Origin of the sequence: Microbacterium sp., from assembly GCF_026393345.1 — a bacterium.
In the GTDB taxonomy this organism is placed as follows: domain Bacteria; phylum Actinomycetota; class Actinomycetes; order Actinomycetales; family Microbacteriaceae; genus Microbacterium.
Genome location: NZ_JAPLAI010000036.1, coordinates 88,252 through 100,310, shown reverse-complemented (window position 1 = coordinate 100,310; position 12,059 = coordinate 88,252). Strand labels below are relative to the sequence as shown.

The 12,059-nt window shown below is 72.0% G+C and carries 11 protein-coding genes; 6 read left to right on the top strand and 5 right to left on the bottom strand.

What is annotated here, in order from left to right; translation table 11 throughout:
• The 3 genes from NT132_RS05720 to NT132_RS05710 form a co-directional block, all read right to left on the bottom strand.
• Positions 1-624 (bottom strand): glycosyltransferase (locus tag NT132_RS05720; protein ID WP_297786144.1); only part of this gene is annotated, 624 nt, incomplete at its 3' end.
• A 12-nt stretch (positions 625-636) separates the two neighbouring features.
• Complete coding sequence (locus NT132_RS05715) at positions 637-1,980, bottom strand: O-antigen ligase family protein (protein WP_297786143.1); 1,344 nt, start codon at positions 1,978-1,980, stop codon at positions 637-639.
• Positions 1,977-3,374 (bottom strand): O-antigen ligase family protein, encoded by a 1,398-nt coding sequence (locus NT132_RS05710; protein WP_297786141.1) that lies wholly within the window; start codon positions 3,372-3,374, stop codon positions 1,977-1,979. The genes NT132_RS05715 and NT132_RS05710 overlap by 4 nt, the downstream gene beginning before the upstream one ends.
• A 41-nt stretch (positions 3,375-3,415) precedes the next feature.
• On the opposite strand from NT132_RS05710, the gene manA reads away from it, so the two are divergent.
• The 4 genes from manA to NT132_RS05690 all read left to right on the top strand — a co-directional run bounded on the left by manA (position 3,416) and on the right by NT132_RS05690 (position 9,393).
• Positions 3,416-4,567 (top strand): mannose-6-phosphate isomerase, class I, encoded by a 1,152-nt coding sequence (manA, locus tag NT132_RS05705; protein WP_297786137.1) that lies wholly within the window; start codon positions 3,416-3,418, stop codon positions 4,565-4,567.
• A gap of 157 nt (positions 4,568-4,724) precedes the next feature.
• Positions 4,725-5,051 (top strand): WhiB family transcriptional regulator, encoded by a 327-nt coding sequence (locus tag NT132_RS05700; protein WP_297786132.1) that lies wholly within the window; start codon positions 4,725-4,727, stop codon positions 5,049-5,051.
• 80 nt (positions 5,052-5,131) lie between these two features.
• Positions 5,132-8,008, top strand: coding sequence for a glycosyltransferase (locus NT132_RS05695; protein ID WP_297786129.1), 2,877 nt, complete (start codon positions 5,132-5,134; stop codon positions 8,006-8,008).
• Complete coding sequence (locus NT132_RS05690) at positions 8,005-9,393, top strand: DUF5719 family protein (RefSeq protein ID WP_297786125.1); 1,389 nt, start codon at positions 8,005-8,007, stop codon at positions 9,391-9,393. Before NT132_RS05695 ends, NT132_RS05690 begins: the two co-directional genes overlap by 4 nt.
• 10 nt (positions 9,394-9,403) lie before the next feature.
• Here NT132_RS05690 and NT132_RS05685 read toward each other — a convergent pair whose 3' ends face one another.
• Positions 9,404-9,841 (bottom strand): metallopeptidase family protein, encoded by a 438-nt coding sequence (locus NT132_RS05685; RefSeq protein WP_297786122.1) that lies wholly within the window; start codon positions 9,839-9,841, stop codon positions 9,404-9,406.
• An 89-nt stretch (positions 9,842-9,930) separates the two neighbouring features.
• On the opposite strand from NT132_RS05685, the gene NT132_RS05680 reads away from it, so the two are divergent.
• Positions 9,931-10,137: a DUF3499 family protein gene (locus NT132_RS05680; RefSeq protein WP_297786118.1), complete on the top strand. Its 207-nt coding sequence runs from the start codon at positions 9,931-9,933 to the stop codon at positions 10,135-10,137.
• A gap of 27 nt (positions 10,138-10,164) precedes the next feature.
• Here NT132_RS05680 and NT132_RS05675 read toward each other — a convergent pair whose 3' ends face one another.
• On the bottom strand, positions 10,165-10,974 hold the full coding sequence (locus tag NT132_RS05675; RefSeq protein WP_297786115.1) for an RDD family protein: 810 nt from the start codon (positions 10,972-10,974) through the stop codon (positions 10,165-10,167).
• 16 nt (positions 10,975-10,990) lie between these two features.
• Between NT132_RS05675 and NT132_RS05670 the strand changes: the two genes are divergently transcribed.
• Positions 10,991-11,986 (top strand): stage II sporulation protein M, encoded by a 996-nt coding sequence (locus NT132_RS05670; protein ID WP_297786112.1) that lies wholly within the window; start codon positions 10,991-10,993, stop codon positions 11,984-11,986.
• Positions 11,987-12,059 lie beyond the last annotated feature (73 nt).

The window sequence follows — 12,059 nt, the reverse complement described above, 5'->3', positions numbered from 1 at the left end:
CGTCTGGTCGTCCCAGTAGATGAAGAAGCGCGGGTCCGGCAGGCCGATCTGCTGCACGATGTCGCGGTGGATGAACATGCCCTCGAAGCAGCCCGAGTTCATCTCCTTGAAGCCGGACGCATCGAATCCGGAGGGGGCGAACGGGATCGGGATGCCCATGCGGTCGGCGATCCGGTACTGCCAGTAAAACTCGCTGCCGTCGAAGTCGTATCTGCGGCCCTGGATGCTCTTGAACCGCGGCGCCCACGCGCCCATGCGGGCGAGACCGTCGGGGAGCACCTCGACGTCGTCGTCCATGAGCCAGATCCATGTGGAGCCGAGCTCGTACGCCGTGCGCATACCCTCGCTGAATCCGCCGGATCCGCCGGTGTTCGTCTCGAGCCGCCGGTAGACCAGCTCGGTGCCGAGCCGCTCCCGATAGGACTCGACGAGGTCGGTGGTGTCGTCGGTGGAGGCGTTGTCGATGATGACGACGTGGCCCGGCTTCGGATCCATTCGCTCGATCGACGCCAGCAACCGGGTCAGCAGCGCCGAGCGGTTGTAGGTGACGACGGCGATCGTCGCCGAAGCGGGATCGAATTCGGTCTGAGTCGGCACGTCGAGACGTTCGGATGCGGCGGCCATAGCGCCCCGATCCTACCCTGCGGACCCAGGACCTCCCTGAACGCCACTGGCCGGCAGCTCCGGCACGACCGGTCCGCGCTCGTACACCCGTTCCCGCCAGGAGCGGGAGAGGCCCGCCCGCGTGGCACACAGCACGAGCATGAACCAGCCGAAGGAATGCAGCGTGAAGCTCTCGAACATCGAGTCCACGAGGAGGGTGATGAGCACCAGCGGCGTCCAGGTGTAGACGACGGCCCGGCGCTCGCTCGCATCCAGCCAGGAGCGCACCAGGGCGAACCCGCAGAGGAAGACGAACAGCAGGAGTCCCAGCCATCCCAGCTGCAACAGCACGTCGAAGTACGCGTTCAGCGCAGAGGCGTGGTCCTGACGCAGCGCCACATCGATTCCGAGGAACGGGAACTCGGTGGTCGCCCAGGGGCCGTACCACCCCCACCCCTGCACGGGGTAGGCGCGCACGTAGTCGAGGATCGTGCTCCACAGCGTCGCCCGGCTGGAGAAGTCCGAGCCGGCGCCGAGGAAGGCGATGACCGCACCGCGGGACACATAGAGCACGGCGAGCGCGAGGAGGAGCGCGGCGCCCAGCGTCCACTGCAGGACGGCACGCCCTGCGGGTTCCGCCCGCCGGACGAGCGTGAGGGCGGATGCGGCGACGGCGACGACCACGCCGATCACCAGCACCGTCGGGGAGTCGGACAGCACGGCGAGGACGCCGGCGAGCACGACCGAGAACACCGACAGTCCCGGGCGCACGGAGGTGGTGCGCCATTCGACGAGGAAGGTGACGAGGGCGATCACCGCGACAAAGCCCAGCGCGTTGCGCGTGCCGAAGATGCCCTGCACCGGTCCCAAGTCGGCGATCGCGCCTTGGACGCCGAGGAGCGGGAGCGGCGTGTCCCACAGGATGCCCGAGAGGATCTCCAGGCCGAGCGAGATCGACAGCAGCCACCGCATGACGTCGCCGAGGGTGCGGGCGGTCTGCAGCGTGTCGCGGACGTGCGCGACCGCGACAGCGAGGAGGGCGAACGCGGCCGTTCCGATCCAGCCGATCAGGGTCTTCGGCTGGTCCCGCGTCCAGAACACGCTGACGAGCGCCCACGCGAGGAAGATCAGGAGCGACGTCGGGGCGAGCCGCAGCACCGACAGCTCCCGTCGCCGGGCGACGAGCATCGCCACCGCGGCGAGACACAGGCCGGCGATGATCGTGACGTAGGTCACGTGGCTCGACAGTCGCTCGATCGCGAAGCCCGCGAAGGCCGCTCCGATCGCGGTCAGCGAGAACGCCCGGGCGAACGCGGCGGACCGCAGCAGATCGAGGACCGCCGGTTGCCAGCCACGCGGACGCCCGGCGTCTGTCATGGCGTGGTCACCGCGTCGCCGCGCTCGAGCGCCGCGGAGTGCTCGGCCGGCCCGACCCCGACCAGGGGTGCCTGGGTGACTTTCGTTCCCAGCGCCACCACGAGCATCCACCCCCACAGCAGGAGCGGGCCCGATTCGGAAAGGCCCTGCACGAGCAGCAGGGTCGCGACGAGCGTCGGCAGCAGCGTCAACGGCGAGTACGGCCGATCGGCGCGCAGGTCCCAGCGGGGCCGGTCGATGGCGAAGAACCAGGAGCGCCAGATGAAGGAGATGTAGATCCCGATGATGAGCGCCAGTCCGATGGCGCCGAGCTGCAGGAACACGTCGAGCCACATGTTGTGCGCCTGCTGCACCGTCTGCCCGTGGTCGATGATCCAGCCGTCGAAGGCGGGATCGGACGCCAGCCAGGGCGTCGAGAAGCCCCATCCGATGATCGGGTGCTCGCTCGCCCGCTCCAGCACCGCCGCCCAGATGCGTTCGCGCCCGGTGAGGTCGGCACTGCGTCCCAGCGCAGTGAAGATGGCGCCGCGACCGAACCAGATGACCGCGGCGGCGCCGAGGCCGACGACGGCGTAGAGGGCGTAGTACTTCGTGCGCCCGCCGGCATGTCGGACGGTGCGCATCAGCAGCACCGTGCCGAGGACGACGGCCACCGCGACCGCGGAGAGGTAGGCGGTCGCTGACCCGGCTCGGACGAGTAGGAACACGGCCAGCAGCATCCAGACGCCGAGGAGGACGCGGCGAGGTGCGCCGGCGGCGAGGCGGATGGCGAAGACGACCAGCGCCAGCACCGCGACCGCGGCCAGCAGGTTCGCGTTGCCGTAGATCCCCTGGATGCGCCCCCCGTCGAAGAGGTTGTTGCGCGACCAGTACACGATGGGGTCCATCGGGCCGTCCGGCAACTGGAAGCCGGGCAGCAGAGGCCCCCGCACGAACACCGAGACGATCACCTCGAACAGCAGCGACAGGCCGAGCGCCCATTTCAGCGCCGACGCGATCGCGCTGACGAGCTCGCGCCAGGTCAGCACCGCCGCCACGAACAGGCCCTGCAGGGTCGAGACCGCCAGCAGCACCCACGTCTGCGCGGTGGCCGTCGGCCATGCGGACCAGAGGAAGGACAGCGCCGCCCACAGCACATAGGCCAGCACGAACCAGGGGAGCCGTCGTGCGTTGAGTGGCGGGCGTACCGAGATCCAGACCGCGGTCGACACGAGTCCGCCCGCGATGAGTACGACACCGGCGCCGGTCGCACCGAGGGCGTTCACCCAGGCGACGCCGGTCAAGGCGAGGAACACCACGAATACGCACCAAGCGCGGAGCAACAGGTGCCGTGTCCGCTCCCGTTCCGGGGCGACCGGCACCGGCCATGCCGGATGTTTCGTGTGCACTGCCATGATGCCCACAGCGTATCCCGCGCGCACTTTAGGCTGGAGGTGTGCTGGCCCCGCTCGAGAACGACCCCCGCGACTACGCCTGGGGTTCGACCGCGCTCATCGCCGATCTGCAGGGTCGCCCGGCATCCGGGTCTCCCGAAGCCGAGGTCTGGTTCGGTGATCATCCCGGTTCCCCGGCCCGGCTCGGCGACGGCACCCGACTGGACGTGTGGCTCGGCGCGCAGGGGGCCGGCGCGCTCAGTTACCTGCTGAAACTCCTGGCCGCCGCATCCCCGCTGTCGATCCAGGTGCACCCGTCGAAAGAGCGTGCCGAGGCGGGCTTCGCTGCGGAGGACGCCGCCGGCGTGCCGCGCGACGCGCCGGAGCGTAACTACCGCGATGCCAACCACAAGCCCGAGATCATCGTCGCCGTCAGTGAGCGATTCGAGGCACTCGCCGGGCTCCGCGACGTCGCGGCCACGCGGCGGATGCTCGACCTGCTGCCGCAGACTCCCGGAGTTCGGGAACTCGACCGGATGCTGTCGGGCGCGGATGCCACGGCCGCCCTCCGCGACACGCTCGCCTGGCTGCTGTCCGGTCATGCGCAGGCCGTGGTCGCCGATGTCATCGCCGCGCTGGACGCGGTGACGGACCCGGACGGGTTCGCCGCCGAACTCGCCGCGGTTCGCCGCATCGCGACCGCGTATCCCGGGGACCCCGGTGTCGTGGTCGCCCTGCTGATGAACCTCGTCGTGCTCGCCCGCGGGGAGGCGCTCTACGCGCCCGCGGGGGTGCTGCACGCGTACCTCGATGGACTCGGCGTGGAACTCATGGCCGCCAGCGACAATGTCCTCCGCGGCGGTCTCACCCCGAAGCACATCGACGTCGACGAGCTCCTGCGCGTGGTCGACACCCGTCCGAGCGACCCGCCTCGCATCGCCCCGGAGGCCGTCGCGGACGGAATCGACGTCTTCCGTCCGGATGTTCCGGACTTCGAACTGTGGCGCGTGCGTGTCGCGGACGGCGTCGCCCGCACTCTGCCCCTCCACGGACCCGCCATCGCGCTCGCCGTTTCGGGTGCGCTCCACGTGACCGGAGCCTCGGGTCAGGCGGTCGACCTGACGCCCGGACGTGCGGCGTTCGCGTCGGCCGACGAGGCCGAGCTGACCGTCACGGGGACCGGCGACCTGTTCGTCGCGCTGCCCGGACACTGACCCGCATCCTTCGCCCGAAAGGCGACACGCCGTCGACACGCCGTGAAAGTTAAACGCTCGGTTGAGGCTTTACGATGTGCGACTTGACCCGAGCGAATGACACCTGTGTAATTTACCCAGCGCGCATCAGCGAGCGGCGAGCAGGTGGGAGAGCGAAATGACGGGAGCAGGCTACCGTGCGGGCGTTCCCGACAATTGGTTCGTCGATCCCGTCTTCCTTGGCGTCCCGGGTGTTCGACGTCCCGAGCCGGTCGACGAGGCGAACCCCCCCGCGTGGCAGAGCGACGCGCTGCGTGCCCAGACCGACCCGGAGGCCTTCTTCCCCGAAAAGGGCGGCTCCACCCGCGATGCCAAGCGCATCTGCACCACCTGCGACGTCCGCGGCGAGTGCCTTGACTACGCGCTGCAGAACGATGAGCGGTTCGGCATCTGGGGCGGCCTGAGCGAGCGCGAGCGCCGCAAGCTCAAGCGCCGCGCCAGCTGATCCGCGGCCGACGCGTGTATCGGCGTTTGCGGCGCGTTCGCCCGAGGCGCGGCATCCGCTCCGCCTAGGCTGACTGCGCCATGCCCGCCCGTGTTCATGCCCTCCTCGTCGTGCGTCCCGACGGTCGCAAAACCGCCGCCGCGCACCTGGAGCGAACCCTCGCTGCCCTCACGGCGCAGAGCCGCCCGGTCGATTCGCTGACCCTGGTGCTGTGCGGCGCCGACCGCGCCGTGACGGAGCTCGCCGCCGCATCCGGCGCCGAAGGCGTCGTCACCGCTTCCGCCGGCACGTCCGCCGCCGCCGCGCTGCGACTGGCCTCGTCGCGACTGAACGGCGACCTGGTGTGGTTGCTCGCCCAGGACACCGCTCCCGAACCCACCGCGCTGGCCGCACTGACCGATGCCCTCGAACTCGCGCCCTCGGTCGCGGTGGCAGCTCCCAAACTCGTCGAGTGGGACGACCGCTCCCAGATCGTCTCGATGGGCGTGACGATGACCCGGCTCGGCCGCACCGTAGGTCTCTCCGACGGCGAGTTCGACCAGGGCCAGCACGACGTCGACACGGATGTGCTGGGCGCCGATGTGCGCGGCCTCCTCGTGCGGGCAGCGCTCTGGCAGCAACTCGACGGCATCGACCCCGCGCTGCAGGGCGCCGACGAGGGCCTCGACCTCGGCGTCCGCGCACACCTGGCCGGCCACCGGATGAGCGTGGTGCCCGCGGCCGTCATCGCGACGGCGGGCGACGGCGTTGCCGCCCTCCCCGCACCGACCACCCGCCGCCGCCGCCGTCGCATCGCCTATGCGAGCCGTCTCGCGCAGCTGCACCGGCGCTTCGCCTATGCCCCCGCGGCCGCGGTGCCGCTACACTGGCTGTCGCTCATCGTGCTGGCCCTGTGGCGTGCGGCCGCACTGCTGGTTGCGAAGCAGCCCGCCCGCGTCCTCCCCGAATGGGGGGCCTCCATCGTCGCGTTCTGGCGCTGGGGGGCGATCGCTCGGTCGCGACGCCTGATCCGCCGCACCCGCACCGTCACCTGGGCGCAGGTCGCACCGCTCCGCATCAGCCGGGTGCAGCTGCGGCAGCGACTCGACAGCGATGGAGACGTGGATGCTGCATCCCGCCCCGTCCGTGAGGAGCTCCGGTTCTTCACCGGGGGCGCCGCCTGGATCGTGCTGGCGGCCATCGTCCTCTCCCTCGGCGCGTTCCCGCTCCTCCTGGCCTGGCCCGTGGTCGGCGGGGGAGCCCTCGCCCCGCTGTCGGCGACCCTCGGTCAGCTCTGGGCGCAGGCCGGATTCGGAGCCCGCGCGGTCGGGCTCGCAGAGGTCGGCCCCGCCGATCCGTTCGCCGCCCTCGTCGCGGTCATCGGCAGTCTCTCGCCCCTCGAGCCGTCCCGCGCGCTCGTCTACCTCTGGCTCGCCGCCACGCCGCTCGCCGTCATCGGCGGCTGGTTCGCCGCGACCCGGGTCACCAGCCGCTCCCTGCTGCGCAACACCGCCGCCGTGTTGTGGGCGCTCGCCCCGACCTTCTGGGCCTCGCTCATCGACGGGCGCCCCACCGCTGTCATCGCCCACCTTCTGCTGCCGTGGTTGTTCTACGCCGGCGCGGTCGCGCACCGGTCCTGGGCGGCGGCGGGTGCCGCATCCCTGCTTCTCGTCGGCGTGCTCGCCTGCTCACCCTCGCTCGCGCCCGCGCTCATCGTGCTGTGGGCACTCGCGGTGATGCTCACCGTCGTCGCACGCGGCGGCGCGGGTTCCGGACACATCGTCTGGACCGGCGTCCCCGCGATTGCGCTGTTCGCCCCGCTCGTCTGGGCGCAGCTCCACAACGGCACCGTGTGGGGACTGCTCGCCGACCCCGGCCCGAGCGTCGCGACCGGTACGACCGCGGACGCGGCGGGGCGCCTCGCGCTCACCGCCGGGTTCCCGACGACCTCTTACGGCGGCTGGGATGCGGTGCTGGCTGACCTCGGTGCGCAGTGGCAGCTCGCCCTGCCGGGCTGGACCGCGGCGGTGCTAATCGTCCCGGTGCTGCTGGCAGCGCTGCTGTCCCTGCTCACGCCGCGCTGGATGGTTGCGGCCATCCTCCTCGTGGTCACCCTCCTCGGGCTCGGCACGGCGTTCGCGGTGGTCGGGATCGAGGTCGCGCACTCCGTCTCGGCCGACCCCGTCGCCATCTGGCCCGGTGCGGCATTGAGTCTCGCGTGGCTCGGCGTCGTCGCCGCCGCGACCATCGCTCTCGACGCGGGGTTCCTGCCGCGGCAGCGGCGCCTGCGCGGTATGGCGGTGGTCGTCCTGGTGCTGTGCACCACCGCGGCCGTCGCCCCGGCCGTCACGGCGACCCTGCGCGACCAGTCCGTGTTGCAGAACGGCCCGACCTCCACGCTGCCCGCCTATGTCGCCGCGCAGGGTCGCGGGGACAGCTCGGTGGGCACGCTCGTCATCACCCCGCGCAGTGACGGTTCCGTCGCCGCACGAGTGGTGTGGGGTGGGAGCGACACGCTCAGCGGGCCGTCGACCCTGCTGTCGACCCGGACCACGCCCTCGGCAGCGGATGCGGATCTGGCCCAGCTCGTCGCCGACCTGGTGAACCCGACGTCGCAGGACGCCGTCGACCGCCTCGCCGCCGACGGCGTGCGGTTCGTGGTCGTCGCCGGCTCCGAGGCGGAGAGCGACCAGGCGCGTGCCCTCCGGCTCCTCGCCGAGACGTCGCTCGACGCGCGCGACGACCTCGAGGGCGTCGGTGAGACCCCGAAGGGCGCGCTGTGGCGCGTTGCCGCCGAGGTCTCCGAACGCGCCTCGGTCTCCGCCGCGATGCAGAGCCTGGGTCACCTGGTCGTCATCGTCCAACTCGTCATCATCGCGATGGCGCTGCTGCTGTCGGTCCCGACTGCCATGTCGCGGCGTCAGGCGCGCCGCACATCGCGAATCGTGGGCCCGCGCCCCCGTGAGGAGGAGCGATGATCCTGAGCTGGGCGGCCACCAGCACGCGCCTCGTCGTCGGGGCGGCCGTGGCCGCTGCGGTGGTGCTCGCCGTGGCCCTCGGCGTCGCGGCCCCGTGGCCGACCCTCGTCACCCGACCCGGCGCCGTCGAGGCCACCCCCGCTGCGGCGGACACCGTCGCCGCCTGCGCCGGGGGCCTCCTGGCCCTCGGCCGTAACCCGGCGAACGCATCCGAGCTCGCCCTCGCCGCCCCCCAGGCCGTCGTACAGGTCTCCGACGACGAGGTGAGCACGTCGACCCTGTCGACCTCTCCGGCGGTCGTCGGCGACACCGGTGCGGCGGTGTTCGACGCCGAGCCGGTCGACGGCCGCCGTGCCGATATCGCCGCCTCCGGGTCGGCCACGGTCGACGCCGCCGACCTGCGCGGGTTCGCGGCGTCCGCGTGCCGCGCCCCGCTGCTGGAGTCGTGGCTCGTGGGCGGCGCCACCACCACCGGCAGCAGCGACGTGATCCTGCTCGCCAACCCCGGTGAAGTCCCGGCCACGGTCGACCTCACGGTGTACGGCGTGGGCGGCCCCGCGACGCCGCCCGGCGCCGACGGGATCGTCGTGGCACCCGGTACGCAGAAGGTCGTGCCGCTGGCTGCGGTCGGTGTCGGCGAGGAGGCGCCCGTCGTCCGGGTCACCGCCTCCGGCGCGCCGGTGTCCGCCGTACTCCAGTCGAGCCTCACCCGCACCCTGCTGGCGGGGGGAGTCGACCAGACCGGCGCCATCGCGGCCGCCTCCGACCGGGTCGTCATCCCCGGCATCACCGTCACCGACACGGCGGTCGCCGCCGCCGAAGCGGGCGCCACCACGCGGGTGCGGTTGCTGTCCGCGCAGGCCGACACGACGGCGACCGTGGCGGTCACCGCCGTGGGGGGCGCACGGGTGTCCACCCAGGAGGTGCCGCTCGTCGCCGGCGTTCCGTCCGAGGCTGGGCTCAGTGGGCTCCCGGCGGGCGCCTACGTCGTCACCGTCACGGCGGACGCCCCGGTCGTGGCCGCTGCCTGGCAGACGACGGGGTTCGGCGAGGGCGCGGACTTCGCCTGGTATGCGGCGACGCCCGAAGTCTCCGGCGATGCGACCTTCGCCGTGCCGGAGGGCCCGTCGCCGACGCTCGTGATCACGGCGGGCGAGGATGCGACGGACGTGGAGCTCACCCCCCTGGGCGGGGGCGACACGGTCCGTCTCACGGTGGGAGCGGACTCCTCCACGACGGTGACGGTGACCCCGGGTGAGGGGTACCGGTTGTCGGCCGGCGCGGTCGTCCACGCCGTCGTCACCTACGCCGGCGCGGGCGCGCTCGCCGGTGTACCGGTGTGGCCGACGGATGCAGCCGCATCCGTCGTCACCGTGTACCCCTGAGCCGCGCCGGTCAGAAGAACCGGAATCGCTCCGGTCCGAGATCCCACGGATCGCGGTCGAGGTACTCCGCCGCCGCGCGGAACACGCAGCTCTCGATCATCATGCGGCGGTGCATCTCGTCGTTACGGTGCAGATGGCTGAGCCGCTCGATCGGCAGCCGGTACAGCACGATCCGCTTCTCCTCCGAGAACACCGTCCAGCGCGGGATGCCGTCCGCGTCGGCGGCGGGAGGCATGTCGGCGATCTCGAAGCGCACCTCGCGCAGGTCCGCCCATGCGCCCCGCAAGAACTCTGCGGCGCTGCTCACGGCCAGGTCGAACCGGTCGACGCGGGTCTCCAGCGGCGGCAGCGGCGGACGCACCACGGCACTGCGGCCCTCGCGGCCGTGGCGGCCATGACGGGACGGACGCGCCGGGGGCGTGCTCGTCCTGCTCCTGCGCCGCATCATGTGCCCATCCTAGGCGCGCACGCGTCCCGGCCGGCGGGGTGCGGCGCGGCGCCGCGGCGGGCGGGTCGGGCCCGGTTAGGGTCGGGGAGATGGCTGAGAGACTGTGCTCGAAGGTGGCGTGTGCGCGCGAAGCCGTGGCCACCCTGACCTACGACTATGGCGACCAGATGGCCGCCATCGGTCCCCTCGGCCGCGCCGCCGACCCCCACGCGCACGACCTCTGCGCGATCCACACCGACCGGCTGTCGGTGCCGAAGGGCTGGGTCATCGTGCGGCACGAGACCCTCCGCGTCTGAGACGCACCGGGTCTGAGACGCACCGGGTCAGCGCACCAGAGCCGCCGCCCGGGCATCGCGCGCCTGTACCGCGGCGTATTCGCGGGCGAACCGCACCGCGGCCACACCGCGGATGAACAGCTCGGGGTCGGTCGTCGGCAGCGGGGACACGAACGGCGCCGCCTCCACGGCCAGGGATGCGGCGAGTCGCTGCCGCGCCGCCGGTTCCAGCTGCTCACCCTGCCGGACGAACACACCGAGGCGCCGGGCGAGCGGGTCTGGGAGCGCGGCGACATCGGCCACCTCCGCCCAGCCCATGAGCGAGGGCGGCACCTGCGGCATCACCGCCGGGAGCCGAGCCGCACGGGTGCGTTCGGCGTACGTCCCGGCGACGAGGTCGCCCAGCCGCTGCCCGCGCACCGTGAAGACTCCCACGAGGGCGGCGACCACGCCGGCGGTGAGCCAGATCTCCAGCACCCCCACGAGGGCACGGATGAAGGCGTGGCGGAACCCCGCTGCGCCACCGTCGATCCGGACCACACGGCCGCCGACTGCGAGCTTGCCGAGGCTCCGCCCCCGCGTCGTCGTCTCCACCAGGGTGGGCACGACGACGGTGACCACCACGATCATCGCGATCACGAGGATCGGGAGCACGGCCTCATCCACACTCCCGTTGCCGGCGAGCCAGAGCATGGCGAGCGCGAAGAGGACGAGGATCGCCGTCGACACCGCGACATCGATGACGGCGCCCACGGCGCGCAGCAGGAACCCGACCGGCTGCACGTCCAGCGCGACGGCCTCACCGGTGAGGATCTCATCCTGCGCGATGACCGTCGTCTCGGCGCCGTCCAGAGCCATGGCTAGAGTCAAGCACATGGACGTCGACGCCCTCACGGCCGCCCACCGCGGAGAGTGGGAGCGGTTGGACGAGCTCACCCGGATGCGACGGCGCACCGGCCCCGAGGCGGATGAGCTCGTGCGCCGCTATCGAGCGGCAGCCGCCGACCTCGCCGACATCAAGACCACCGCCGGGCGCAGCATCCCCGGCGATCAGCTGTCGCTGCTGCTCTCGCGTGCCCGTCTCGTGTTGACCGGTGCCTCGCGCGACCCACTGCGCGGTGTGCCGCGCTTCTTCGTGCGTCAGCTGCCTGCAGCCCTTTACCGGCTGCGGTGGACCACCCTCGCGATCGCCCTGGTCTTCACCGGGATCGCGACGCTGGTGGGCGTGTGGATCGCGGGGGATCCGGCGACGGTCGCGGCGCTCGGGTCCGAGGCGGACCTTCGCGCCTACGCCGAAGACAGCTTCACGTCGTACTACAGCGAGAATCCCGCCGCGGTGTTCGCGGGGACGGTGTGGACGAACAACGCATGGATCGCCGCGCAGTGCATCATGTTCGGGATCACCGGGGTGTGGCCGGTCTACGTCATCGTGCAGAACGCGGTGGGACTCGGCACCGCCGCGGCCGTCATGGCGAGCTTCGATCGGCTGGACGTGTTCTTCGCCTTCATCCTGCCGCACGGACTGCTGGAGCTCGCCTGCGTCTTCGTCGCGGCGGCCGCGGGACTCCACATTTTCTGGGCCTGGGTGGCTCCGGGCCGCCGGCCGCGGACCGAGGCACTCGCCGCCGCCGGCCGGTCGCTCGCCACCGTCGTCATCGGGCTGGCGGTCGCGCTCGCCCTCTCCGGCATCGTGGAGGGGTTCGTGACGCCGCAGCCCTGGCCCTGGCCGGTCAAGCTCGCCCTCGGTGCGGCCGCCCTCGGCGTCTTCCTCACCTACATGCTGGCACTCGGCCGACGGGCCGCGCGCGCGGGGGAGACCGGCGATCTCGACGAGGACGAGACCGGAACCCCCCTGCTCGTCGCCGGCTGAGGTCTCTCCCCATCCGCCGAGACTTCACGTATGTCCCGCTTCGCGGTCGAATACGGGACATACGAGAAGTCTC

What these genes read in the sequence shown, in the direction of transcription:
- NT132_RS05700 (WP_297786132.1), top strand. Translation starts at nt 4,725, where the DNA reads ATGACGGGAGCAGGCTACCGTGCGGGCGTTCCCGACAATTGGTTCGTC.
- NT132_RS05710 (WP_297786141.1), bottom strand. Translation starts at nt 3,374, where the DNA reads ATGGCAGTGCACACGAAACATCCGGCATGGCCGGTGCCGGTCGCCCCG.
- NT132_RS05680 (WP_297786118.1), top strand. Translation starts at nt 9,931, where the DNA reads ATGGCTGAGAGACTGTGCTCGAAGGTGGCGTGTGCGCGCGAAGCCGTG.
- NT132_RS05685 (WP_297786122.1), bottom strand. Translation starts at nt 9,841, where the DNA reads ATGATGCGGCGCAGGAGCAGGACGAGCACGCCCCCGGCGCGTCCGTCC.
- NT132_RS05675 (WP_297786115.1), bottom strand. Translation starts at nt 10,974, where the DNA reads ATGGCTCTGGACGGCGCCGAGACGACGGTCATCGCGCAGGATGAGATC.
- NT132_RS05670 (WP_297786112.1), top strand. Translation starts at nt 10,991, where the DNA reads ATGGACGTCGACGCCCTCACGGCCGCCCACCGCGGAGAGTGGGAGCGG.
- NT132_RS05715 (WP_297786143.1), bottom strand. Translation starts at nt 1,980, where the DNA reads ATGACAGACGCCGGGCGTCCGCGTGGCTGGCAACCGGCGGTCCTCGAT.
- NT132_RS05695 (WP_297786129.1), top strand. Translation starts at nt 5,132, where the DNA reads ATGCCCGCCCGTGTTCATGCCCTCCTCGTCGTGCGTCCCGACGGTCGC.
- NT132_RS05690 (WP_297786125.1), top strand. Translation starts at nt 8,005, where the DNA reads ATGATCCTGAGCTGGGCGGCCACCAGCACGCGCCTCGTCGTCGGGGCG.